Genomic DNA, 24029 nt, shown 5'->3' on the forward strand with positions numbered 1-24029 from the left:
CACCCTTTTTCCAAATAATAACCCATGCTTAAGAATCAAAGTTTAGCTCTCCATCTCGGATCCCCGGTGGAGTACTTGCCGGAGAAGCCGCTGTCTTTGAAGTTGAAATTGTTGACGTTAGGATTGACCCACAGGTCATTTTGGCCTTTGCTGTAGTTGCCCACCGGAAATCCCGGTATAGGTCCAGACGCGAAGGAGAACTCAGCCGTGCTGTACACATTCACGATGTCAAACACGGTCTCTCCCAAGCCTTCCATGCCACGGATGGAGGTATTGCCGGAGGCAGCCTCATCCCATCCCGGACCAAAGATGCTGTTGTGGATCTTGATTCCGCCGGTCACGTTGTTGTTGCCGCTTCCCCCTCTGTAGCGCAGGAGAAGACCTCCTGTGCTGGGGAAATTGGAGAAGGTACAGGACTCGATGGTGATGGAGCTAGAGTTGTTTCGGGAGGTGATGCCAGCTTGGATCTTGTTGAAAGTCGAGTTTTCGAACAGCATGTGGTTCACGCGTGCGGTAGGATCGCTTGGCTTGGGGTCGGTATCTGTGGTCAAGATGCCATAGCCACCCAAGCTGTCCACCACCGAATTGCGGATGATGTACTGGTCGATCTCCACGGTGCCACGAATCCTGATGATGCCTCGGAAGGTGCCGATTTCGCAGTTTTCGAAGAGGAGTTCGCCAACGCGGATCCCGCTTGCGTTCGGGTTGAACACATAGTCTCCAGAATAGTCCGCCCCTCGGAGCTCCAAGTCCACAAATCGGATGTGGTCGATCTTAGAGCCAGCAGCGATGTTCCAGTTGCCCGTGGTATAGAGCTTGGCCTTGTCCGGCCCAAACCCGTAGGCTGCGCGGATAGTGATGGATTTGTTCAGGTCCTTGGCAGGAAGATCGTAGGTCATGCCTCTTTTCACCAGGATAGTCGCTCCATCCGGAGCGCCTGCCACGGCATCTTCCACTGCCGAAAGGCTGGTGTTGTCGCGGATGTCAATCACCCCCGGAGCATTCGGATCGATGTCAGCCGGAAGGGTCGTGTAGGGCACCCAGCCTCTCAGCGTCTCACCGCTGTAGATGGCAATCTGGTATTTGGTCGCAGGCTCGAGACCGGTGACGATGGTCTCGCTGACATCGCCCTCTACCGGCTGCTCAGGGAGCAGCGGCTTGGTGAGCTTGAGGTCATCTCCCGCAAAGACCTTGGTCCCGGTCACGGCAGCGCCGGCTTTGACCCAGCTGACACGGGCAGCGACGTCGATCACATCATAGGAAGCGGGTTCATTGATGATGGATGGAAAGCGCTGCGTACGCACGTTGCCCAGATCGGAGATTTTGCTGTCGTACTGTGCGTTGGAAGCTCGGGCGGTCGCCCGCACCTGGTACAGGGTGTTCCAAAACAACTCTTCGCCCACGAGGTCTTTATTCACCACCACATAGGCGGTGTCTGTCTCGATCAGGTAGTCGACGGTCTTGAAGGTATCCCGGCTGACCTCCAGCGTGTAGGACACGGCCTGCTTGAGGTTGCCCATGTTGACGATGATGGTATTGGCCTCGGAGTAAAGCTCCTCGTTGAGCACCGGGCGGAAAAGCCGAGTCTGCTCATAGATCGTCTCGTCCTCCTTGCAGGCGGTGATGCCGAGTAGCCCGAACACCACCAGCATAAGGAGTCTGGAAATATTGATTTTTGATAAGTTCATCTTTGTTGCTTTTTGGCTTTTGGGTTAGAATCCATATCCGGAGTTGTCAAGCGTACCCTGGCTGTTGGCCACGGCGCTGGCTGGGATCGGGAAAATGTACCGTACCACACCAGGCTTGGGGCCTTCGATGTAGTTAGCCCAGTCCTTGGTGATCCACTGCGAATAGGTGTAGGTCTCGTCGTGCATGCTGAGCAGGAAAGGCACCTGGTTCCAACTGTCATCCGGTGGAGCGACCACTTTAGTGTTGGGGTTCAGGATGACGAACTCACCCCGGGCATCCACCTTCCAATACATGTAGTCGGGGAGGTTGCCGGTTCCGTTGTAGGCATCGTCTGCCATTTTCTTGAGCCCTTCCACGGTCTCTTCCATTTTCTGGGAATAGTTGCCCCAGCGAATCAGCTCGTACTTGCGGATCATTTCACCGCCAAATTCCCATGCGCGCTCATCCACGATGGCCTCGAAAAAGGCGTCCTTGCTACCCGACACAGAAGTCACGTAGGCGTCCACTTTTTGCGACCACTGCGCCTCGGCAAAGGCTCTCCTTCTCACGCGCTTCAGCTGCTCCTGCGCTGCCGCCGTGGGACCGTTCAGCTCGTTTTCCGCTTCGGCAAACATCAGCAACACGTCCGCATAGCGGAGCATTGGCCAGTTGATGCCGGTGCCTTTGGCAGAGGAAGAACCCTGGGGATTCTCCAGGAAGTGGCGGCTCCACTTGCCCTGGGCGATGTTGGTCCGGTTGTTTACAAATTCCTTGGTAAAGCTCGTGTTGATCTTATACAGCGCGCAAGTGACGTCGCGACGCACGTCCAAGGTATCGAAGGAGAAGTAGTACGTCGGCGGAATCGCCATGTAGTTGTTGCCAGACCCAAAAGCGTGTGAAGAGGTAGGGCCACCTTCCACGGTGATGCCGATGTTCCAGGCCACGTCTCCGTTGCCCAGTGCAAAAGGCACTTCAAACAGGACATCCGCGTTGACCGGAGAGATGAACTTGGACTGGTTCAAGAATACCTGACGGTAGTCTCTTGGCAGTTCACGGTCTTTCAGTGCGATCAGCTTGGCGGTATAGTCCCGGGCTATTTTATAGTAGTCCAAGTAGTCGGAGGCCCGCTCCATGCTCAGGTCTTCCTTGAGGTAGTAGCCTCCACGCTGCAGCGCCAGGCGGGCGATCATACCCAAGGTATATTCCCTGGTCACCTGCTCGATGCCAAACGGAGTTTCGTCCGCCCACATCATGTTTTCCTCCACCTCGATCATGTCGTTGATGACCTCGGTGAGGATCACGTTACGGTCGGCCTTGGGCAGGAGAAAGTCTCCGCCTGCTACCGGCGCAAAGTCCACGAAAGGCACATCGCCCCAGTAGAAGGTGAGGATGCTAAACCAATAGGCCTTGAGGGTGACGGCTTCGCCCAAGAGATGGTTCATGGTACGGGCTTCCACCGGATCTTCCGAATTGAGCTTGCCGCTGGCGCGGAGTCCCTCGATGGAAATGTTCGCATCACGGATGGCGCGGTAGGCGTAGGTCCAGACGATCTCCAGGTCGCGGTTGCTCTCCAGGGCATTCAGGTCCCAGATCTGGTAGCGGTCACCGGTACTGGTCCATCCGCTCTGGTGCTCGATGTCGGTATTTCCGGCAAAGTTGTTGGAAAGGCGGCTTCGAAAAGCATCCTGCCCGAAGTGGCTGTACACGGCGTTGACGCCCTTTCTGGCATCGTCCACATTGGAGTAGATGTAGGCCGCGTCGAAAGTAGAAAGAGACTCCGGCTCCAGAAAGTCGCTGCAGGACACTGCCAAGAAGGAAGCCGCAGCCAATATGATTGATTTATATGAGCTTGATTTCATGATTCTTGTTCCTTAGAATGTGACGTTTAATCCTACGGTATAAGAGCGGCTTCTTGGGAAAGAAGAGTAATCCACTCCAGGAGTCAAGGACGCATAGGAGCTGCTTCGGGAAGTACTTACCTCTGGGTCATAGCCGGTGTAGTCGGTCCAGATCGCCAGGTTGTTGCCCGTGCCGTAGATTCTCAGCTGGGAGAGGCCGATCTTGGAGATCAGGTCGGTAGGGAAGGAATATCCCAAAGTCAGGACGTTCAATCGGATGAAAGACCCGTCCTCTACGGCCCAGTCGGAGATCACCGCTCCGGCGATGCCAAAGCTGTTGTGCGACCACATGGTCTTGCCTGCGTTCATCTCGTCCAGCTGCTGCAGGTCGGTGACTACCTCTCCTGGGGTACCGGTGTAGGATCCGTCCACGTCGATGTAGGTGTAGCGGCTGTCAGAGTCCATCATGGTCAGCAGGTTGCCATAGGTCACCCTTCTAAACTGGTTGTACTGGATTTTCCCGGTGTTGTACACATCATTGCCAAACTGGTAGTTGAAGAAGACCTGTGCATCGATGCCTTTGAATCTTGCATTCAGGCCAAAACCACCCTGGTTTTTAGGCAATGCGTTACCGATCACCTTTCTGTCATCCGCATTGATGACACCGTCACCGTTGATATCCTTCAGCTTCCAGTAGCCTGGACGGATATTGGTATTGCCTACGGCCGCACCGGAATTTGGCACGCCTTCCTTCAGCAGGTATTGTCCTGTGGCGGCATTGTAGCCCTGGAAATCATCCGCGGTATAGAATCCATCAGAGACGTAGCCGTAGATGTCACCCAACTTGCCTCCTACCCGCAGGTAGTAGTCGTTGATGTTGTTCAGGTCGGTGCTGGCCCAGTTGGACTGGAAGAAGCGCTCGTTGGTGCCGTCCAGCTCCTCGATCTTGGCCATGTTGATACCGGTGTTGAAGTTGATGGAGAGGGAGAAGTCGCCCTTGTCGACCAGATAAGCCTGGACACCGAGTTCCACCCCTTTGTTGGAGGTACTGCCGATGTTGTCCCACTGGGTGCTAAAGCCGGTGTTTGCCGGGATGGCAGACTGCAAAAGCAGGTCACGGGTGGTATTGTAGTAAGCATCAAAGGTACCGGCGATTTTCGCCTTCCACAGTGTAAAGTCCAAACCGATGTTTCGGTTGATGGTAGTCTCCCACACCAAGTCAGGATTGTACAGCACGGAGCTGCTTGGGGTATAGTAGGCGTTGTCCACGTTGCCAAAACCAGGGCCACGGTTGGTAGAGCCTTGGAAGAGGAACTGGGTAGCGGAGGCATCGATGCGGTCGTTGCCCGTCTCACCGATACTCGCACGTAGCTTCAGCTCGTCAAACACGCGGGAGCCTTTCATGAAATTCTCCTCGGAAATCTTCCATCCTACTGCCACGGCAGGGAAAATACCGACTCTGTTTTCCTCGGAAAAACGGGAAGAAGCATCCGATCGCACCGTCGCAGTGACCAGGTATCGGTCTTTGAACTGGTAGTTGGCTCTGCCAAACAAAGAGAATCGATTGACATCGGTGTCGTCCGAAGTTTCAAAACGATCCACGCGTCCAAAAGTCATGTTGGCAAAAAGCTCCTCCGGCGTGATGGAAAGCCTAAAGTCTTCTACTCGGACCATCTGGTAGTTGCCGCCAGTTGAGTACACTTCCTGTCCTGCCAGTACATCCAGGCTATGGTCTTTGCCCAGGCCGTTTACCTTCCAGTTGACACTGTTCAGCCAGCGATAGGAGTCGGAATTGCGGTTGGTTTTCACCCCCAGCGGCATGCTGCCCCCGTTGTTGAAGGACTCGCCGGTGAGCGGACCGTAGAATCTGAGGTCCTCGCGGAAAGTCTTGGAAGAGTTGAAGGTAGATTTGAAATCCACGCCTTTGGTGATTTTCCAGTTTAGTCCCACGTTGAAGACATAGTCGTTGTCCGATCTTTTTCTCCAGTCCTGCTCGGCCAGCTCCACCGGGCTCACCATGCTCAGGAGGAAAGACTGGTAGTCGTCCTCCGAGTTTACCTGGGTCAGGTCGATATCGAGTTCATCCGCGATACCATTGGTAGGACGGGTCTGCACGGCGTCTTTGATATTGATCTGGGCGTTGCCTGAGGTACCGGCACCGTCCACGACCGTCTTGGTGATCCGCGCGCCTGCGTCCAGGCTCAGTTTTTTGGACAGCTCCTGGTTGAGCTTGAAGTTGATCACATTTCGCTGGTAGCCGGAGTTGAGCATCAGGCCCTCATCGGTGTTGTTGGTGAGGCTGAGCATGATCTTGGTCTTGTCGGTGCCGCCAGATACGGAGAGGTTGTGGTACTGCGAAAGCTTGGGATCTCCAAAAAGCTCGTCCTGCCAGTCTGTGGTCGGCTTTTGCTTGTACAGCTCCAGGTCGTCGTACACACCGAAGTATTTTTCGAAACGATCCACATCAGACTGGGAGCGCAGCTTGGCGTACTCGTAGTTGGCCATCACGTATTCATAGGAGTCGAGGACCTCGTACTTTCTGTTTTTGGGAAGGCTCTTATACTGGAAGAAATTGTTGTAGGATACCGAGACGCGACCGCTGACCGGTGCTTTGGTGGTCACGACGATGACGCCGTTGGAAGCCTGCGCACCGTAGATCGCGGTGGCTGCGGCATCTTTCAATACCGAAATGCTCTCGATATCACTTGGCGGGATATCCCGGATGCTGCTCACGATGAAGCCGTCCACTACATACAGCGGGGCGTTGTCTTGGGTGATGGAGCCCCCACCACGCACGCGGATCACGACTTCCGCGTCAGGAGAGCCGTCCGTGGTCAAGACGTTGACGCCGGGGAGTCGGCCGGTGATCGCCTGCGCGGCGCTGGCTACGGGAATCTTTGCCAGCTCACGGCCTGACATGGATGCCACCGAGCCAGTCATGTCGGTGCGCTTCACGGTGCCGTAGCCAAAGTCCACTACCTCGACCGTCTCCAGCTGGGAGATGTCCAGCTTCAGTTCCACGTCGATCTTGGTCTTTCCTTCCACAGGGATCTCCTGGGTGACCATGCCTATCATGGAAAAAACCAGCGTGCCATTGGCGTCGCTGATGGTGAGCGTGTAGGAACCGTCGATGTCGGTCACGGTGCCGACCGTGGTTCCTTTGAGCAAAACGTATGCACCCGGCAATACTTCGCCCTCTTCGCTACTCACTACCCCAGAGACTTTCAGCTGCTGGGCCTGCACCCAGCCTACCGAAATCCCCATCAGGAGCAGGAGGCTCAACATGAGTTTGGTAAAATTCATTGCAAATACTTAGGGGTTATAATTGTTTATTGAAATTGGTTTCCGAAGAAAGTCCGCAGGGGGACAGTGGCCTGTTGGAGTCACGGTGGATTCACACAACCGTATAGGCAGAGGAGGGAAATAGGCATTTGATTTTGGGTTTAATGAGTATCCATTTCTTGCAAAATGGACATTGATTTAGGCAATCGATTGCATAATAGTTACAACTTGCCAAACGGTCAAGAAATCTTTCGATTATTTGCAAAAAAATCACTCCGCACGGTCAATTCAGGGATGACGCGTTTTGAAAACCTACAAACACCACAATATCAAGAGGTCTTTCCGCCGCTTATCAAAAAACTGTTGCACAATCGATTACACCAAGCCGGTTTAAATCTCAAAAAATTGCGTCCAAAAAATGTGCAATCAATTGTTCTGTCGGCTCCATCCACGGATCGTATAGCCAGAAGGGATGGGGGCTATCTGGAAAGGTATGTACTTGGGAAAACACCCCTGCCTTCTCCAGCTTTTCCAGCAGCTCATCCCGTCCTGCATGGAAGCGGGGATACTGGCTGTTGATGAAAAGCATCGGTACCAAAGTCGGATTCTTCAGATAAGAAGGCGACGCTTCGTCCCAGATCTCGGGGACTTGCTCGTAGGACCCGCCCAGCCACTCGGCAGCGACTTTACCCTCGGCAGACTCGGGATGGTGAAAAGCCAAAACCCCATCCATATTGATGATGGCCTGCACTTGGGAACTGGCGACCAAATCACTTTTCCCCTCATGGACTGGAAGATCGGACAGTCCCACCAGCGAAGCCAGCTGTGCTCCGGCAGAACTCCCGGAGATCGCCACCCGGCTGCTGTCCACGCCGAAGTCGGCCGCATGGGTTTTGATCCAGCGGATCGCCTCCTTCACGTCCTGCACGGCCGCGGGATATTGCGCCTCCGGCGAAAGCCTGTACTCCACCGGTACCGCAACATATCCCAGCTCCGCCAAGCGGATCGCCAGCGAGCGCTGGAGGATTTTGTCCCCTGACCTCCATCCGCCCCCATGTACCAACAGGACAACGGGCAGCGGATTTTCAGAAACTTTTGGCTTGAACACGTCCAGCTGCAAGCTTCGGCTTCCGAGGCTTTTGTACACCTGGTTTTCAAACACTTCCAGCTCTGGCCCAGCACTCAGCAGCACGGGTTTGATCTGGGGAAAGCTCTTCTTGTCCTTCTGGAAAGAAGCTTCCAGATTGAAGGAAGAGTCCCTTTCGTCGCCAAACCAGCGGTTGCCGTAGAAGTCCGCATCGCGGCCGTGCCCGGAGAGGACGGCTGGCTTTTGATACCGCTCCAAGTCTTTTGGGTCGAGGACATGAGCCCAGTCCGCCCGGCTCGCGTCCCCCGCTCCGGCACCCCGGCTTTGCAGCTCCGCATAGAAGACCGTCTCCCTCGCCGCCGCTCTCCCCCAGTCATGCCAGCCTACAGGAAGGATGTGCGCGCCCATCTCCGTATTGACAAACACTGTCCGCGCAAAGTCCCTCCAAGGACGGCCGAGGTACACTTTCGAGACTCCTTCGTCCGCGGTAAGCTTGCAGTTCATGAAGACGTAGCCATGCTCCGCCCAGGCGGGAGTCGAGGCCGCGGTGATGTAGGAATCGGCCTTGGAATGGATGCGGCAGTTTTCGAAGAAGGCCGTCGCCGAACCGAAGATAAAATCCGTCGTGCCCTCGATGTAGCAGCTTTTATAAAGCTGCCGTGATCCTTCGCCCGAGGCAAACATGGTATCCTGATTGCCCAAAAATCGGCAGTTTTCGAAGACCAAGCGATCCCCTTCGGCATGGAGTGCCACGGCCTGCCCTACCGGCCCGGCGGTGTTTTGGATGGTGAGGTTTTTGAAGGTCAGGTCGCTTCCCAGCACTTGCACCGTGTAGGTCTCAAAGGTGCCCATGTTGTCTTTGGCGGCGTAGTCCCCGTAGCTGATCACCGTGGTCTCGGGACTCTCCCCGAGGAAAGTCACCTGGGTCAACGTACCGTCTATCCTAATTTTCTCCTGATAGACTCCCGCCCTAATATGGACGGTAATCGGCTTGGGAAGGTAAACTCGGATGGCCTTGACCGCCTCGGAGATCGTGCGAAAATGCCCGCTGCCATCCTGGGCGACGACCAAGTCGTGCTCGACTTTCCCTTTCAGTTTTTCGGCATCCAATGCCTCGATGGGCTTTTGTTGCGCAAAAGAGACCGAAGTAGAAAAAGCCAAAAGAATCAGCAAATGGAGGAAAATGGATTTCATAGGTTTTATCAAAATGAAATTAAGACAGCGAGTAAAAGGGTCAGAACACTTTTTGGAACAAATCCCCCTGCCCCCTTTTGAAAAAGGGGGAGTCGGCCCCAACATCCGCTTTAGCGTTCTCCCACCTTCCAGCGCACGTGCGCCCAATCAAACTCAACTAAACGAATCACAAGATTTTTACCGCACAGCTGCGGACTGTCGACTGTGGACTGTTGACTATTCCAGCCCCCTCATTCCCTCCAGCACCAGCTTGGCGACTTCCCTGGCCCCCTCGGTGACAAAGTGCGTGTTGTCCTCCTTGCCCTCGGGATAGTTGGGATACTGCCCAGGCTCCAAGTTCATAAAGTAGTTTTTGGCGGAAAACTCCTCTCCTTTCTCCTGAAAGAGCGCCATCGAGCTCATGGTGAGGTCTATCATGCGGACTTCAAGCTCCTCGGAAACCTCCACCGCAGCCGTGTAGTAGTCCCCATGGGCATTTTCCAGCTTGCCGTCTTTCCAGGGGAAATTTCGGGATACCGGCGTGACCACGATGGGAATCGCGCCTTTTTCCCGGCTTTGGCTCACATAGAGCCGGATGAACTCCTTGTACGCGGCCGGTGTCACATAGCGCAGGGGGCGCTCCAGCGTGGCATCGTTGTGCCCAAACTGGATCATCACCAGATCCCCAGGCCGCAGGTCTTGGTACACTTTGGCCCATCTTCCTTCCTCGAAAAAGGATCGCGTGCTCCTACCGCCTATGGCGCGGTTGTCCACCAAGACGGAATCCGTGTGGATCAACCTCCCGAGCGAAGCGATGGTCTCGGTATCAAACAGCTCCTGAAAAAACTGTCCCCAGCCCGAAAGCGGGTACATGGAGGTCAGGTAATCCTCCCGGTACTTGTCATAGTCCATCATCGTAGAGTCGCCGATGAGGTAGATTTTGGTGACATTTTCCCGCAGGGCAAAAGACATCAGCCCTGTCGCCAGCAGCAACACGGCAGCAAAAGTCAGGAGGTTTTTCAGGGTAATTTTCATCGCTATCAATTTATAGAAAGTTCGCAAGCGAGCTGGATTTCAGCTTCGACAAAACTCTCGGACTGAGCGTCGGCCGGTGAGCCTGTCGAACCAAGCCGAAGCATCCGGCCCACAACTAACACCATCAATTTCGCTACAACAAATTACAATACATCCACGTCACTGCTGCGGACTGTTGACTGTTGACTGTCGACTAGGCTATTCCAACTCCATCATCCCCTCCAGCACCAGCTCTGCCACGGCCTTGGCTCCCTCGGGCAGGAAATGAGTGTTGTCCTTGCTCCCTTCGGGATAGTTGGGATAGACTCCCGGCTCGAAATTCATGAAATAGTGCGCCGTGACGTAGTCTTGGCCCTTCGCCGTGAAGGCATCCATGGAGCGCTGGGTGAGGTCGATCAGCTGCACGTCCAGCTCCGCCGCCACTTCCACCGCCGCCGTATAATATTCCCCATGCACATTTTCCAGCTTGCCGTCCTTCCAGGGATAGTTGCGGTTCACCGGTGTGAGCACGATGGGAATGCCGCCCTTCTCGCGGGTTTGGGTCACAAAAAGCCGGATGTATTCCTTGTATCCCTCGGTCGCCACATAGCGCTCGGTCTTCTCCTTGGCGGCATCGTTGTGACCAAACTGCATCAACACCAGATCACCCGGCTGAAGCTCGCGGTAGACGGCAGACCATCTCCCTTCTTCGAAAAACGTCCGCGTGCTGCGTCCACCCCTCGCCCGATCATCCACGAAAACCGAGTCGGTCTGGATGAGATGCCCCAGCGAGGCAATGGATTTTTCGTCAAAAAGCTCCTGAAACACCTGCCCCCAACCCATCACCGGATAGCGCTTGTTCATATAGTCCTCGCCTTCGTACTTGGAGTAGTCCGCCATCGTCGAGTCGCCGACGAGGTAGATTTTCGTGACTTTTTCCCGCAGGGCAAAAGACATCAGCCCCGCGCTGAGCAGGGCGAAAACCAAAAGTGAAAGAAAGGTATTTCGGGATAGTTTCATGGCCCTGGTAACTAGTGTTATGTTTAGTGTTATTTGTCGTATGAAAAGGGTCTCGATATGCGCTACTCTCGTAGCTCCAGTGCTCGACCTGACACTAGGGTTTGAGAAAAGGAATCAGCTCCGGCAGCTCGCGGCGGAGCTCCTCCACGGCCAAGTCGGCGACTTTGAAAGCGCCAGTCGGGCTCAGGTGCGTGTTGTCCTCGACACCTTTGGGAAACTTGTCGTAGTCTCCCGGCTTGAAGTGGAGAAAGAGCTCCTTGGACTTTTCCACCCCAAACTGCTCGATCACTTCCACGGTCTTGGCATGAAGGTCAAAAAGCGGCACCTCCAGCTGTGCGGCCACTTCCCGCACGACCTCGGAGTAGCGCCCATGCGTGTCGGTCAAGACTCCGTTTTCGTCAAAACTCCTCCGGGAAATCGGCGTGGCCAAGACGGGCTTGCCACCCTTGGCGCGCACCTCTTGCACAAAGCGCGTGAGGTTGTCCCGATAAGTGGAGTCGGCAAAGGCATAGCGGTCTTCGGAGTTGATCTTTTGGTCATTGTGCCCAAACTCAATGATGACGTAGTCACCGGCCTTCAGGCGATCCATCACTGTGTCCCAGCGACCTTCGGCGCGGAAACTCTTGGTGCTGCGCCCGTTCATCGCGTGGTTTTCGAAGCGGATACCTTCCGAGAAATAGAGCGGAAACACCTGCCCCCAGCCTTTCTCGGGATTGCTGCCCGTGTAGGGCTTGTCGGCCATGGTGGAGTCGCCAACAAGGAAAACGGTAATCTCCTCGCCCGTAGACTTCCAAAACAGCAGCATCGCAGATGCCAGCAAACTCAGCAAAAAGACCTTCATTTTATTTCAGTTTTACCTCGCTGTCGAGACCTTTTGCGATGGAAACCTTCGCCGGATCGGCATAGTCCTTCTTGTCCAGCTGCACATTGGCGGACTTGCCGAGTACTTTCACCGCAGGATTTTCATTTTCCCCAAAAGCAAATTTCTCCACGCTCACATTCTGGCTGTTGTAGATCGTGAGCGGGGTATCTTCGGAAATGACGGTCACGTTGATCAGCTTCAAACCGTCCGCATCGATGGCGGTGATGCCTTTTTTGGCTTGGAGGACGGCATTTTCCAGCACCACATTTTCCAGCTTCATCTCCGGCAAGCCCATAAAGGAAGCGGAAATCTCGGAATCGGTCACGGTGATGTTTTTCATCCAGATGTTGCGGAAAATCGGGGTCTCCTCCGTCACCGGCACCAGGTTTTCCTGGCGGGCTTCGTCTTCTGCGCTTTGGTCTTCCTCGATCACGGGGCTGTTGCCGGTGTAGAACATGTTGAATCCGATAGCTTCGGTCGGGATGTTGATCATGTCGATGTCGGAGATCCAGATGTTTTCGACGATGCCGCCGCGACCGCGGGTGCTTTTGAAGCGCAGGCCGATGTCGGTACCGATGAAGGTACAGGCCGACACGTGCATGTTGCGCACGCCGCTGGACATCTCGCTACCGACAGTCACGCCGCCGTGGCCATGATAGACCACGTTGTTTTTGATGATCACGTTTTCGGTCGGGATGGCGCGGTCGCGTCCGTCTTTGTCCTTGCCGGACTTGATGCAGATCGCGTCGTCGCCCACGTCAAAAGTATTGTTGTAGATCAGCGCGTTTTTGCAGGACTCCAGGTCGAGGCCGTCGCCGTTTTGGGAATACCATGGGTTTCTCACATTCAGGTTGCGGATGATCACGTCCTCGGACATCAGCGGGTGGATGTTCCAGGCGGGGGAATTTTGGAAAGTCGGCCCATCGAGCAGGACTCTTTTGCTCTCGCGGATGCTCACCATCACGGGACGAAGGAAGTCTTTCATCTTTTCCAGCTGTGCGCGGTCTTTGGTATCGGGCACATTGAAGGAGGAGCTGGCCTTGTAGCCGTCCAGGAAAGACTGGGACGGGTACCAGTTGGAACCCTCGACGATGCCGCCGGACTTGACGAGCTTTTTCCACTGATCTTCGGTCATCTTGCCTTTTTTCACCGAACGCCAGGCGTCGCCGCTGCCGTCGATGGTGCCCTTGCCGGTGATGGCGATGTTTTCGACTTGGTAGGCATTGATGGGAGACTGGCAACGAATGGTATTCAAGCCCTCGAAGCTGGTCTCGACTAGCGGGTATTCGTCTTTGTCCCGGGAAAAAATGATCAGCGAGCCGTCCTCCAGGTGCAGGTTGACGTTGCTGAGCAAAGTGATGGGTCCGGTGAGCCAAATACCTCGCGGCACGATGACTTTTCCTCCACCTTTTTGGTTGACCTCCTCGATAGCGGCCTTGAAAGCCGCGGTGCTTTTGGTCAGTCCGTCCCCGACAGCGCCGTAGTCGGCGATGCTTTTGGAGAAATCGGGAAAGCTGGTCTCCTTGACCTTGGGCATGTCAAACTCGATGCCTTCATACACCTGCTCCAGGCTCAGCTGCGCAAAAGCCGGTACGGTCATCACCGCCAGCAGCAGCGCAAAAACCATTTTCAAATTGTGTAGTCTCATATTTTGGGGATGCTTAATTGTGTTGTTTCAATCTAATTTTCCTCTGCCCTATGATTTGTAAAGTTCACGTTTAAGGGTGGGATGGAAGACCGGAGACGGAAGACCGAAGTCGTATCGGCCGCACGCTTCTTCATTCGTTATTCATCGTTCTGTGTTCGGTATTGAATAATGAAACTCGAACATCGAACCTCACCACTTACTTCTCACCACTTACTTTTTGTTTGCATGGCAAAATCCTCTTGGCTCTAGCGTCTTGATACTAGATACTTGATACTTCAAGTCCTACTCCTTCCCCACCCTAAACCAATCCACATCGGCGAAGCCACTGTCGTTGGTATGTGTGGTACGCGTGGCGAAAAGGCCAACCTTGGCTCCAATCCACTTGCCCGGAACGGCTGTGAAGGTCTCGCCTGCTTCAGTAAATTCCTTTCCATTTTCGGAATAGGAAAAGCTGCAAATGCCGCCCTTTTCCACCTTTACGCGCAACTGGACTTCATTGCCGCCCAGTTTCGCGAGCTGCTTTTTGGACTCAGGCTTGCCATGCTCGGCATCCAGACAGGAGACGTAGTTGAGATAAATCCCTTCCTCCCCGCTCTCCAAAGCCAAATAAGCATAACTCATGCCCATCACGACCAGGCCAACCTGCTCGCCCTTCAGCTTCGGGTTGGGGGTAAACTTCAAAGAAGTGGTCGTCACAAACTCCGCCGCCGGAAACTTCTGCAGGAGAAGATTTGGAGCATCCCAGAGATTTTTGGCATCATCAGGAAGCTTCGCGGTGAAAAGCCTCAGCTTTCCGTCCGCAGGATTGGCAAACGCCCAAGTCGCCTCGGGGTTGGCCTGCCACTGCCACTGCAATCCGATATCAGCCCCGCTAAACTCATCCGATTCCGCTGGCGTAGCTATTTCAGTTTTCGCTCCCACTTTCGGCTTTTTGTACTTCAATACCGGTTGACCCGTGCCGTCCCCGTCGGGATCCTCGCCCATGGTCGGCCAGTCGTTTTTCCAAGCCATAGGCTGCAAGTGCGTGATCCGCCCATAGGCCTCCACGTCCTGGAAGTGCACAAACCAATCCTCTCCTTGGTCGGTATCGATCCAGGCACCTTGGTGCGGACCATTGATCGGCGTGTCGCCCTGGGCTAGAGAAATGTGCTCCTCGTAGGGGCCATAGGGATTTTTTGACCGCAAGATCAGCTGCCAGCCGGTAGCGACTCCACCCGCCGGCGCAAAAATGTAGTAGTAGCCATTGCGTTTATAAAACTTCGTCCCCTCCACCGTTGGATGCGCGTCATGGCCGTCAAAGACTAGTTTGCCCGCGCCCGTCGTCTTCGTGCCTTCCCAGTTCATGGGCTTCACCACGAGCACGCTTTTGATGCCTGCACGACTGCCTGCAAAGGCATGGGACAGGTAGGCCTTGCCATCCTCGTCCCAAAGCGGGCAGGGATCGATCAGGCCTTTGCCAGCCTCCACGAGTACAGGTTCGTCCCATGCACCCAGCGGATCTTTGGTTTTCACCATATAAATCCCAAAGTCCGGATCGCCCCAATAGATGTAGTATTCACCGGCGTGATAGCGGATGGCCGGCGCCCACACGCCATTGCCGTGCTGAGGCTTGGCGAAGTGATCCAGCGGCACCTGCCTCGGCAGGGCATAGTTCACCAGCGTCCAGTTGACCAGATCCTTGGAATGCAGGATGGGCAGGCCGGGCGTGGCATTGAAGCTGGAAGCCGACATGTAGAAATCCTCCCCTACGCGCACCACGTCCGGATCGGAGTAGTCGGCATGGAGGATGGGATTAATGTAAGTGCCGTCGCCTTGGTCGGCGACCCAGACCTGTGATAGGTTTTGGTTTTGCTGCGCAAAAGCCTGGGGGGCGAAAGCCACCGCCAAAGCGAGCAGCGCGATAGGTTTGAGGGTACTGAACTTCACTGTTTACTTCTTGTATTTTTCGACGATTGCCATGGGATCCCAGAGATCCTCACCGGCCAAAACATTCTTTACCGTGTATTTTTCCGCTTCCTCCGCAGAAAGCTGATGCGACCAGGCTACCCGGGTAGCTGGAGAAGCGCCCGACCCTCTAGACTCAAACTCGGCGTAGAAGGCCGTTTTTTCCGCATTAGCCTTGTTCCAGTTGTGCCAGCCCTCGGGCTTGATGTGCTTGCCCATCTCGGTGCGGATGAAGACCGTCTGCGCATAGTCTCGCCAAGGGCGGCCGAGGTAGACGCTGTTTTCCGGTGAGTCACCCGTCAGCTTGCAGTCCAAAAAGACAAAACCGAAGGCGGTGCCCTGGTTGGTCGAGGCGGCAGTGACATAGCCGCTGGGCGCTTTGGAAAAGATCTCGCAATTTTCAAAAACGGCGGTAGACCAGCCGAAGATGAAGTCCACCGTACCCTCGATGTAGCAGTCTTTGTAATACTGTCGGCTACGGTCGCCTTGTGGATAGAGCGTATCCTGAAAGCCCAGGAAGCGGCAGTTTTCGAAGACCACCTTGTCCCCAGTCACACGGACGGCGACGGCCTGGCCCACTGGCCCGGCGGAGTTTTCGAAGGTGATGTTTTTTGCAAAAAAACCATCTCCAAAGACAAAGAAGCTGGAAGAGCCCGTGGTACCCATCTCCTCGCCAAACTTGTTTTTGCGCTGCGCAAAGTCATCGAAGGTCACCAGCGTCGTCTTCGGGTCTTCCCCGATCAGAACGACGTTGGTTTTGGAATTGGCCAAGACGAGCTTTTCCTTATAAACGCCCGGCTTGAGCTGGATTCGGGTTTCGTTTTTGCGAAAGTCCGGCACCGCGTCAAAGGCCTCTTGGATGGTCACGAAATCTCCCGATCCATCCGCCGCCACCGTAAAATCAAAATCCTGACTTTGTGCCAGCCAAGAAGACAGGCACAAGACAAGGGTAATTGCTAACCTTCTCATTTATTTTTATTCAGTGTTACTTTCCGCAAGAACCAGAAAAAGACCCGATTCCTGCTTTGAAAAATCCCCCTTGCCCCCTTTGGAAAAGGGGGAATCACGCTATTCGAACCTCAGCCATTGACCCCAGCCTAAACGCAACTGGCGAAATTTCCCTATGGGTTTATTTGCTTAATGCCTCGTATTGCAAGGAAGCCAGGATGAAGGGGCCTACGCCCTTGGGGTCATTTTCGCGGATCACCTCGCCCACATAGTACTCATAGCTGCCGTCACGGTAGGGAGTGCCACCCAGACCAGCGACACCACAGACTTTGGTGATGGTGATGCTGCCGTCAGGATCTTCCACGATGAATTCCTTAAGCAATCCTTCGTAGGCTTTTTGGCCGTTTTTCAGGTCTTCCGCATCCAGGTAGCCTTTGGCGTGGCCTTTCAGCAGAAAGTAGGTAAACATGGACGAAGCCGAAGCCTCCAGGTAATTGCCCTCGCGGGTGCCCTGGTCGACAACCTGATACCACACGCCCTCGGGAGTCTGGTAGCGGGCGATGCCTTTGGCGAGCTTCTGCGCCACGGCGATGATGTCGGCACGCTTGGGATGGTCGGCAGGCAGGAAGTCCAGCACGTCCACCAGCGCCATCGCATACCAGCCTATGCTTCTACCCCAGTAATTGGTCGAAAGACCCGTAGCGGGATCAGCCCATTTTTGGGTTTTGCTCTCGTCGTAGGCATGGTGGTAGAGCCCAGTCTCCTCGCTGTAGCCATACTTGTCCATGGTCAGGATTTGATTGGCCACATCGTCGAAGAGCGCTGGCTCGTCGAAGGTCGCTCCGTATTGCGCCAGAAAGGGCGAACCCATGTAGAGCCCGTCGAGCCACATCTGGTGGGGATAGACTTTCTTGTGCCAAAAGCCCCCCTCTGAGTTCCGCGGATGCTCCCGCATCTGGTCGCGGAGCTCGTCGACCGCTAGTTTGTATTTTTCTTCCTTGGTCTCGTTGTAGAGGTTGATCAGGAATTTCCCGCCGTTGACGCGGTCGATGTTGTAATCGGTCTTCTTATAGGTCAGGATATTTCCCGCCGAGTCGACCATGAAGTCCGCAAACTTTTTGGTGTAGTCGAAAAAGCGCGCCTCGCCGTACTGCTTGCTCACAGCCTGCATCGAGCTCATGATCAGTCCGTGGGTGTATTCCCACTTGGGCTTTGGATTAAAATCTATGGTCCAGCCTTCGGGATTGCGGGCAATCTCAGAGTCGGCCATGCGGATGGAATAAGGCTTGGCTTCGACCGCCGCATCGGCGGATTCGGCCTGTTCGGTAGATTTGCCTGTGCATCCTGCCAGGCTCGCAGCTAGCATCAGGGCGGCTAGACTGGGTTTGATCAGCTTCAACATGGGGTTTACTGTTGGGTAAATTGTATGGTGGATTTTATATTTTGGATAGGCGCTTTTCTGCCAGTCACCGAATTTTCATTGACAATTGGGCCTGTCTGCTCAGGCAGGCTGGAAGACCGATGACCCCGACCCGTCGGGCAGGCGAAGACCGATGTAGCGTTTTCGACATGGTTTCTCGCTCCAAATACTAGTCTTAGGTTGTTACCGGCGAAGTCGCTTGTGTCCAATCTTTTCATTTAAACGTGACTTTTAGCGGGTTGGAAAGCTCAAGGATCGCCTTGTCCAAGGACTTTACAAATTCCTGCTTGGTGGTGATCCCGCCCGGCTCCAGCTCCCAGGCCGCCAGGAAATAGTAGCTCAGTTTTTTCTCCCCACCGTCAAATACGACCACATGGGAAAGCTCGTCCTGAGTGACCTCCCTCAGCTGAGCAGTGGGATAGATGACCGCGATTCCGAGATTATCATCATTGAGACTTTGCTTGCCATAGGTCGCGAGGTAGGCAAAAGCCTGGTCTTTTCCGCTTTGGATCAATTCCGCCTTGGGATCTTTGATCAGGCCAGTGGCGAAATTGTCAATCGCATTACTGGAAACAAGATCCATCCGAGACATCCGAGTACCGGAGTGGATGGAGATGGAGGCCAGGATATCGGTCTTGCCGCCGGCCAGATCCCAGCCGGAGTATTTGGTAAATACAGAGGAATACACCGGCCCATTGGAAGTGATCTCCGCAAAGAGATGGTCGGTAACGTCGACTCGGCGTGCAGCGCCTTTTTCCCAAGTCGCAATGCTGCCCAAGCCAAGCGTTTTGCCCACTTTCAGCACGTCCATACCCCAGTCGGCAGGCTCGTGATAGGAGTCAAAACCGTCCTGTCCGACATCCTGCAGCACGGGCGTGTGGACTTTTTTGCCAAAAACATCGATGCCATTTCTCCAGTCCAAGTAAAAACGGTAGCCCACCAAGTCAGACTCCCAGCCTGGCCCCTCGTAGCGTATAAACCAAGAATGGTCCGTATGCTCAGCAGGCACGTGCAGGGAATCCACATTCACGAAGCGTCCGCCTATATACTCGCGGTCTTCGAAGTGACCGTCCACCTTGTGCGAGATTTCCGCTTGGGTGAGTTTGGGATAGGCTTTTTTCTTGCCTTTGGCAGGAAAGACCTGAAGGGAAAGCGTCTCATCCGCGCCGATTTCGGGCAGGACAAAGACCAAACCCTGGTCGGGTCCTTTGGCATTCCACTGGGAAGGGATTTCCTTTTTCCCGGCCGTAACGACCAGGGACGCTCGCTGCTCAACGGAAAAATGCCGGGACAGCTCCTCCACGGAAAGATGCACCAGGGAATTGGCGCGAGGCTGCGAAAGCGTGTTTTCTACGGCAAGGGAAAGAGCCTTCGGTTTGGGGGCTTTTTGGGCGAAGGCTCCGCTGGCAGCCTGTGCAAAAAGTACTGTGCAACAAACTAGCACGGGAGCAAGGTTTCGGGCAATTTTGGGCAAGGATCTCATTAAATCACTTAATTTTAGGCTATTACAATCCAAAAACGGGGATAGCCCAACTGGCTTTTCCCTGATTTTTGAACATTTTAGGCAATCGATTGCATATTAGAGATTATTAGCCAATAAAAAAACAATCCCAAGGCAATACTTTTTAAGATCGCTGATTCCTATTGAATTTCAGACTTCCATACAATATCGTATTGCCCATTGCACTGAAAATGAAATATTTCAAATAGAGGTGTTTTCCAATAAAATACTATATTGCGCAAACGATTACATCAAACTCAAGATGACAAACCCTGTTTCTACCCGATACTCCTCCCACCCGGAGGACTTCAAACGCTACACCACCCCCGAAATCAGAGAGAAATTCCTTATCGAGGATCTTTTCAAAGCCAACGAGCTGACCGGGGTGTACACCATGGAAGACCGTCTGATCGTGGGAGGAATCCATCCGGTGGACCATCCTGTCACCTTAGTTGCCGTGGAACAAAACAAGGCAGAGTACTTCCTGGAAAGACGGGAAATAGGCATCATCAACGTAGGCGCTCCCACCCAGATAAGTGTGGAGGGGGAGATTTTTGACTTGGGGCACAAGGAAGCCCTATACATAGGCAAAGGAAACAAGGAGGTGGTCTTCCATCCGAGCAGCTCCGGGGCGACCTATCTTTACTATAATTCGGCACCGGCGCACAAAAGCTGCCCAACCAAAAAAATCACGACCGCAGAAGCGGAAGTCGTCACTTTGGGTTCATTGGAAAACTCCAACCACCGCACCATCAACAAGCTTCTCGTCGCCTCTGTCCTGGAGACCTGCCAGCTGCAGATGGGCATGACCGAACTCAAGCCCGGCTCCGTCTGGAACACCATGCCAAGCCATACCCATGACCGCCGAATGGAAGCCTATTTCTACTTCGACATCAGCGAAAACAACGCCGTGGCACACTTCATGGGACAGCCGGATGAAACTCGCGTGGTATGGATGAAAAACCACCAGGCCATTATCTCCCCTCCCTGGTCTATCCACAGCGGGGCAGGCACCTCCAACTATACCTTCATCTGGGGAATGGCCGGGGAAAACATGGACTACGGAGACATGGATGCCGTGAAGCCAACTGAACTAAGATAAACATGAAGCCTAATTTTGACCTCAGCGGAAAAGTCGCCCTGGTAACAGGCGCGACGCACGGACTTGGAATGGCCATGGCCAAAGCGTTGGCCAGCCACGGAGCCACCTTGGTGATAAACGGCCACACCCCGTCCAAAATGGAAGTGGCCTTGGCAGAATACCAAAAGGCAGGCATCTCAGCCCACCCCTACCTTTTCAACGTCACCGACGCGCTGACCGTAAACCAGGCCATCAGCAAAATCGAGCAGGAAGTGGGGCCGGTAGACATCCTGGTCAACAACGCCGGAATGATCCAACGTACGCCGGCGCTGGAAATGGACCCGGGAGACTTTCGCAAGATATTGGACGTAGACCTGGTCTCACCCTTCATCGTGTCACAGCGGGTTGCACAGTCGATGATCAATCGCCAAACTGGCGGAAAAATCATCAACATCTGCTCCATGATGAGCGAATTGGGAAGAAATACGGTCAGCGCTTATGCCGCAGCCAAGGGAGGTCTGAAAATGTTGACCAGAAACCTTGCAACGGAATGGGCAAAGTACAATATTCAGGTCAACGGAATCGGGCCGGGCTACTTTGCCACCGAGCAGACGGCCCCCATCCGTGTGGACGGACACCCCTTCAATGAATTCATCATCAACCGCACTCCCGCAGCCCGATGGGGAAACCCCGAGGACCTGGGAGGCGCCGCCGTATTTCTCGCAAGCTCTGCCAGCGACTTTGTCAACGGACAGATCCTCTACGTGGACGGAGGCATACTGGCTACCATAGGAAAACCCGCAGGGGAACAGTAGCCGCACTGCACGCTCCATCAACAATTGCCCATATCTATCCTAATGAAAAACACCAAGGCCACCATCCATGAGATCGCCGCAAAGCTGAACATCACGGCGAGCACGGTCTCCAGGGCACTGAACAACAATCCCAGGATTTCGGAAGAAACCAAAAAGAAAGTACTCAAGGTAGCCAAGCAGATCAACTACCAGCCCAACCACATCGCCTCGGCGCTCCGCAGCGGCAAAAGCCGCCTCATCGGAGTCATCGTCCCCACTGCCAACCGAAACTTTTTCTCCTCGGTGATCCGGGGCATAGAGGACCTGGCCAACAACCTCAACTACAAGATCATCATCTCCCAGTCCTACGACGAGTACGACAAGGAGGTACAAAACATCGAGGCACTGCTCAACGCGCGGGTGGATGGGATCATCGCCTCCTTTGGCAAGATGACCGACAACTTTGACCACTTTCTCAAGGTGATAGAAAAAGGCATCCCGCTGGTGCTCTTTGACCGGACCGCAGACGTACTCAACGTCAGCCACGTGATCCTCGACGACTACCTGGGAGCCTATCAGGCGGTGGAGCACCTGATCAAAAGCGGATGCCGCCGGATCGTCCACTTCACCAACATCCAGCGGATCAACATCTACACCGAGCGAAAGCGCGGCTACGAGGATGCGCTGAAAGCCAACGGCATCGAGGTGGATCCCGAGCTCATCGTCTATGGCAGCATGCAGCTGGAAGATGGAAGAAGACTGACCGAAGAGCTGATCGAAAAGGGGGTGGATTTTGATGGCATCTTTTCCTCCGCGGACTATGCGGTCATGGGGGCGCTACAGGTGCTCAAGAGCCACGGTATTGACGTACCCGGCAAAGTCAAGCTAGTCGGGTTCGGCAACGAACCCTTCACTTCCTTCACCGATCCTACCATCACCACAGTGGATCAAAAAAGCATCGCAATGGGCAAGATCACCGCTGAGACCTTCTTTGAAATCCTCAACAGCAAGGAGACCGAGCCTATCTCCAAAAAGACCATTCTCAAACCTGAACTGATCATCCGGGACTCTTCCAAATAAGTCTAGAGCCTCTGGAAAACAAAAATGGCAACCCCAACAGGAGGTTGCCATTTTCTTTTGGGGATCAGTCCAAGTTTTTATCTCGCATAGTTCACTGCGCGCATCTCTCGAATGACCGTGATCTTGATCTGTCCGGGATACTGCATTTCCTTTTCGATCTTCTGTGAGATGTCGAAGGAAAGCTTGCTCGCCTTTTGGTCGTCTACATTGTCGGAGTCCACCAAGATGCGGAGCTCACGACCCGCCTGCATGGCAAAGCATTTGTTTACCCCGTCAAACCCAAGCGCGAGTTCCTCCAGCTCTTTCAACCGCTTCACATAGCTGTCCATGATCTCGCGGCGGGCCCCAGGTCTGGAACCGGAAATGGCATCCGACGCCTGGACGATCGGTGAAATCATCGACGTCATCTCGATCTCGTCATGGTGCGCACCGATGGCGTTGCAGATTTCCGGATGCTCTTTGTAGCGCTTAGCCAGCTCCATACCCAGGATCGCGTGTGGCAACTCCTGCTCTTCCGGCCAAACCTTTCCGATATCGTGCAGGAGGCCCGCGCGCTTGGCAAGCTTGGCGTTCAAGCCCATCTCCGCCGCCATGGTAGAAGCCAGCTTAGCCACTTCACGGGAGTGCTGGAGCAGGTTTTGTCCGTAGGAAGAACGGAATCTCATCCGGCCGACCATCTTGATCAGCTCGGGGTGCAGGCCATGGATACCGAGGTCGATACAGGTTCTTTCCCCGATCTCCACGATTTCCTCTTCGATGTTTTTCTCTGTCTTGGCCACGACCTCCTCGATACGGGCGGGGTGGATTCTGCCATCCTGCACCAGTCGGTGAAGAGACAGGCGGGCGATCTCCCTTCTCACGGGATCAAAGCCGGAGATGATGATCGCTTCAGGCGTATCGTCCACTACGATCTCCACGCCGGTGGCAGCCTCGAGAGCACGGATGTTTCGCCCTTCACGGCCGATGATCTTGCCTTTGATGTCGTCGCTTTCGATGTTGAATACCGACACGCAGTTTTCCACGGCATGCTCTGTCGCGGTGCGCTGGATGGTGTCCAAGACGATCTTTTTTGCCTGCTTGGTCGCGGTCAGCTTGGCCTCGTCGAGGATGTCCTTGATTTGGGAAGAAGCCTTGGTCTGCGCCTCCTCGGTGAGCATGGTCACGATCTGGTCTCTGGCCTCCTCGCGGGTCAGCCCGGCTACTTTCTCAAGGTCGGCGATTCGCTGGTTGGTGACCCGGTCGAGCTCTTCTTTCTTCACCTGTACGGAGTGGAGCTGCGCGTTGAGGTTTTCCTTTTTGCTGTCCAGTTCGGCCTCTTTGCGCTTGAGTACTTCCTGCTCTTTGGCTACCTGCTGCTGGAGCTGCTTGACCTTGTTTTCGTTGGTGATGATGATGTTTTTCTTGTTGCCCATCTCCTCATCAAACTCGCTCTTCATCTTGAGAAACTTCTCTTTGGCTTCCAAGATTCGGTCTTTCTTGATGGACTCGGCGTTGAGCTCCGCCTCTCTCAGCATGGATTTGACCTTTTCCTTGGTCTCCTCTTCCAGCTTTGCATGTTTATTTTTGATGAAAAATCCCGCCAAAGCGGCACCCCCGCCAAGCCCCGCCAGGGCTGCAAGGATGATAAATAGTACGTCTGCCATAGGTATGTATATAGTTATAGACCTAC

General features: G+C 54.3%; 16 protein-coding genes. 3 read left to right on the forward strand and 13 right to left on the reverse strand.

Annotated elements, in window-relative coordinates:
* Nucleotides 1-35: 35 nt before the first annotated feature.
* The 12 genes from J0A68_RS10015 to J0A68_RS10070 form a co-directional block, all read right to left on the reverse strand.
* Complete coding sequence (locus J0A68_RS10015) at nucleotides 36-1688, reverse strand: DUF4957 domain-containing protein (RefSeq protein ID WP_206578072.1); 1653 nt, start codon at nucleotides 1686-1688, stop codon at nucleotides 36-38.
* 24 nt (nucleotides 1689-1712) lie between these two features.
* Nucleotides 1713-3527, reverse strand: a complete 1815-nt coding sequence (locus J0A68_RS10020; protein WP_206578073.1) for a RagB/SusD family nutrient uptake outer membrane protein — start codon at nucleotides 3525-3527, stop codon at nucleotides 1713-1715.
* A 12-nt stretch (nucleotides 3528-3539) separates the two neighbouring features.
* Nucleotides 3540-6809: a SusC/RagA family TonB-linked outer membrane protein gene (locus J0A68_RS10025; RefSeq protein WP_206578074.1), complete on the reverse strand. Its 3270-nt coding sequence runs from the start codon at nucleotides 6807-6809 to the stop codon at nucleotides 3540-3542.
* Between the two features lie 376 nt (nucleotides 6810-7185).
* Nucleotides 7186-9069 (reverse strand): pectinesterase family protein, encoded by a 1884-nt coding sequence (locus J0A68_RS10030; protein WP_206578075.1) that lies wholly within the window; start codon nucleotides 9067-9069, stop codon nucleotides 7186-7188.
* A 216-nt stretch (nucleotides 9070-9285) separates the two neighbouring features.
* On the reverse strand, nucleotides 9286-10083 hold the full coding sequence (locus tag J0A68_RS10035; RefSeq protein WP_206578076.1) for a rhamnogalacturonan acetylesterase: 798 nt from the start codon (nucleotides 10081-10083) through the stop codon (nucleotides 9286-9288).
* Between the two features lie 198 nt (nucleotides 10084-10281).
* Complete coding sequence (locus J0A68_RS10040) at nucleotides 10282-11082, reverse strand: rhamnogalacturonan acetylesterase (RefSeq protein ID WP_206578077.1); 801 nt, start codon at nucleotides 11080-11082, stop codon at nucleotides 10282-10284.
* 94 nt (nucleotides 11083-11176) lie between these two features.
* The gene (locus J0A68_RS10045; protein WP_206578078.1) at nucleotides 11177-11923 is read right to left on the reverse strand and encodes a rhamnogalacturonan acetylesterase; all 747 of its coding nucleotides are present in this window, start codon (nucleotides 11921-11923) and stop codon (nucleotides 11177-11179) included.
* A 1-nt stretch (nucleotide 11924) separates the two neighbouring features.
* On the reverse strand, nucleotides 11925-13592 hold the full coding sequence (locus J0A68_RS10050; RefSeq protein WP_206578079.1) for a glycoside hydrolase family 28 protein: 1668 nt from the start codon (nucleotides 13590-13592) through the stop codon (nucleotides 11925-11927).
* Between the two features lie 282 nt (nucleotides 13593-13874).
* Nucleotides 13875-15518: a glycoside hydrolase family 43 protein gene (locus J0A68_RS10055; RefSeq protein ID WP_438839569.1), complete on the reverse strand. Its 1644-nt coding sequence runs from the start codon at nucleotides 15516-15518 to the stop codon at nucleotides 13875-13877.
* A gap of 3 nt (nucleotides 15519-15521) precedes the next feature.
* Nucleotides 15522-16505, reverse strand: a complete 984-nt coding sequence (locus J0A68_RS10060; RefSeq protein WP_206578080.1) for a pectinesterase family protein — start codon at nucleotides 16503-16505, stop codon at nucleotides 15522-15524.
* Nucleotides 16506-16665: 160 nt separating this feature from the next.
* Nucleotides 16666-17886: a glycoside hydrolase family 88/105 protein gene (locus tag J0A68_RS10065; protein WP_206578081.1), complete on the reverse strand. Its 1221-nt coding sequence runs from the start codon at nucleotides 17884-17886 to the stop codon at nucleotides 16666-16668.
* Nucleotides 17887-18118: 232 nt separating this feature from the next.
* Nucleotides 18119-19387, reverse strand: a complete 1269-nt coding sequence (locus tag J0A68_RS10070) for a DUF4861 domain-containing protein (RefSeq protein ID WP_206578082.1) — start codon at nucleotides 19385-19387, stop codon at nucleotides 18119-18121.
* A gap of 280 nt (nucleotides 19388-19667) precedes the next feature.
* Between J0A68_RS10070 and kduI the strand changes: the two genes are divergently transcribed.
* The 3 genes from kduI to J0A68_RS10085 are packed head-to-tail and all read left to right on the forward strand — an operon-like array spanning nucleotide 19668 to nucleotide 22360.
* Complete coding sequence (gene kduI, locus J0A68_RS10075; RefSeq protein ID WP_206578083.1) at nucleotides 19668-20507, forward strand: 5-dehydro-4-deoxy-D-glucuronate isomerase; 840 nt, start codon at nucleotides 19668-19670, stop codon at nucleotides 20505-20507.
* A 2-nt stretch (nucleotides 20508-20509) separates the two neighbouring features.
* On the forward strand, nucleotides 20510-21301 hold the full coding sequence (locus J0A68_RS10080; RefSeq protein ID WP_206578084.1) for a gluconate 5-dehydrogenase: 792 nt from the start codon (nucleotides 20510-20512) through the stop codon (nucleotides 21299-21301).
* A 42-nt stretch (nucleotides 21302-21343) separates the two neighbouring features.
* Nucleotides 21344-22360 carry a LacI family DNA-binding transcriptional regulator gene (locus J0A68_RS10085; protein ID WP_206578085.1) on the forward strand — a complete coding sequence of 339 codons (1017 nt, stop codon included), beginning with the start codon at nucleotides 21344-21346 and terminating at the stop codon, nucleotides 22358-22360.
* Between the two features lie 77 nt (nucleotides 22361-22437).
* Here the strand turns inward: J0A68_RS10085 and rny are convergent, their stop codons facing one another.
* Complete coding sequence (gene rny / locus J0A68_RS10090; protein ID WP_206578086.1) at nucleotides 22438-24003, reverse strand: ribonuclease Y; 1566 nt, start codon at nucleotides 24001-24003, stop codon at nucleotides 22438-22440.
* Nucleotides 24004-24029 lie beyond the last annotated feature (26 nt).

The sequence above is a fragment of the Algoriphagus oliviformis genome (genome assembly GCF_017254915.1).
Lineage (GTDB): Bacteria > Bacteroidota > Bacteroidia > Cytophagales > Cyclobacteriaceae > Algoriphagus > Algoriphagus oliviformis.

Excerpts from the sequence above, each read along its gene's own strand:
- J0A68_RS10015 (WP_206578072.1), bottom strand. The coding sequence starts at position 1,688 with ATGAACTTATCAAAAATCAATATTTCCAGACTCCTTATGCTGGTGGTG.
- J0A68_RS10020 (WP_206578073.1), bottom strand. The coding sequence starts at position 3,527 with ATGAAATCAAGCTCATATAAATCAATCATATTGGCTGCGGCTTCCTTC.
- J0A68_RS10025 (WP_206578074.1), bottom strand. The coding sequence starts at position 6,809 with ATGAATTTTACCAAACTCATGTTGAGCCTCCTGCTCCTGATGGGGATT.
- J0A68_RS10030 (WP_206578075.1), bottom strand. The coding sequence starts at position 9,069 with ATGAAATCCATTTTCCTCCATTTGCTGATTCTTTTGGCTTTTTCTACT.
- J0A68_RS10035 (WP_206578076.1), bottom strand. The coding sequence starts at position 10,083 with ATGAAAATTACCCTGAAAAACCTCCTGACTTTTGCTGCCGTGTTGCTG.
- J0A68_RS10040 (WP_206578077.1), bottom strand. The coding sequence starts at position 11,082 with ATGAAACTATCCCGAAATACCTTTCTTTCACTTTTGGTTTTCGCCCTG.
- J0A68_RS10045 (WP_206578078.1), bottom strand. The coding sequence starts at position 11,923 with ATGAAGGTCTTTTTGCTGAGTTTGCTGGCATCTGCGATGCTGCTGTTT.
- J0A68_RS10050 (WP_206578079.1), bottom strand. The coding sequence starts at position 13,592 with ATGAGACTACACAATTTGAAAATGGTTTTTGCGCTGCTGCTGGCGGTG.
- J0A68_RS10060 (WP_206578080.1), bottom strand. The coding sequence starts at position 16,505 with ATGAGAAGGTTAGCAATTACCCTTGTCTTGTGCCTGTCTTCTTGGCTG.
- J0A68_RS10065 (WP_206578081.1), bottom strand. The coding sequence starts at position 17,886 with ATGTTGAAGCTGATCAAACCCAGTCTAGCCGCCCTGATGCTAGCTGCG.
- J0A68_RS10070 (WP_206578082.1), bottom strand. The coding sequence starts at position 19,387 with ATGAGATCCTTGCCCAAAATTGCCCGAAACCTTGCTCCCGTGCTAGTT.
- kduI (WP_206578083.1), top strand. The coding sequence starts at position 19,668 with ATGACAAACCCTGTTTCTACCCGATACTCCTCCCACCCGGAGGACTTC.
- J0A68_RS10080 (WP_206578084.1), top strand. The coding sequence starts at position 20,510 with ATGAAGCCTAATTTTGACCTCAGCGGAAAAGTCGCCCTGGTAACAGGC.
- J0A68_RS10085 (WP_206578085.1), top strand. The coding sequence starts at position 21,344 with ATGAAAAACACCAAGGCCACCATCCATGAGATCGCCGCAAAGCTGAAC.
- rny (WP_206578086.1), bottom strand. The coding sequence starts at position 24,003 with ATGGCAGACGTACTATTTATCATCCTTGCAGCCCTGGCGGGGCTTGGC.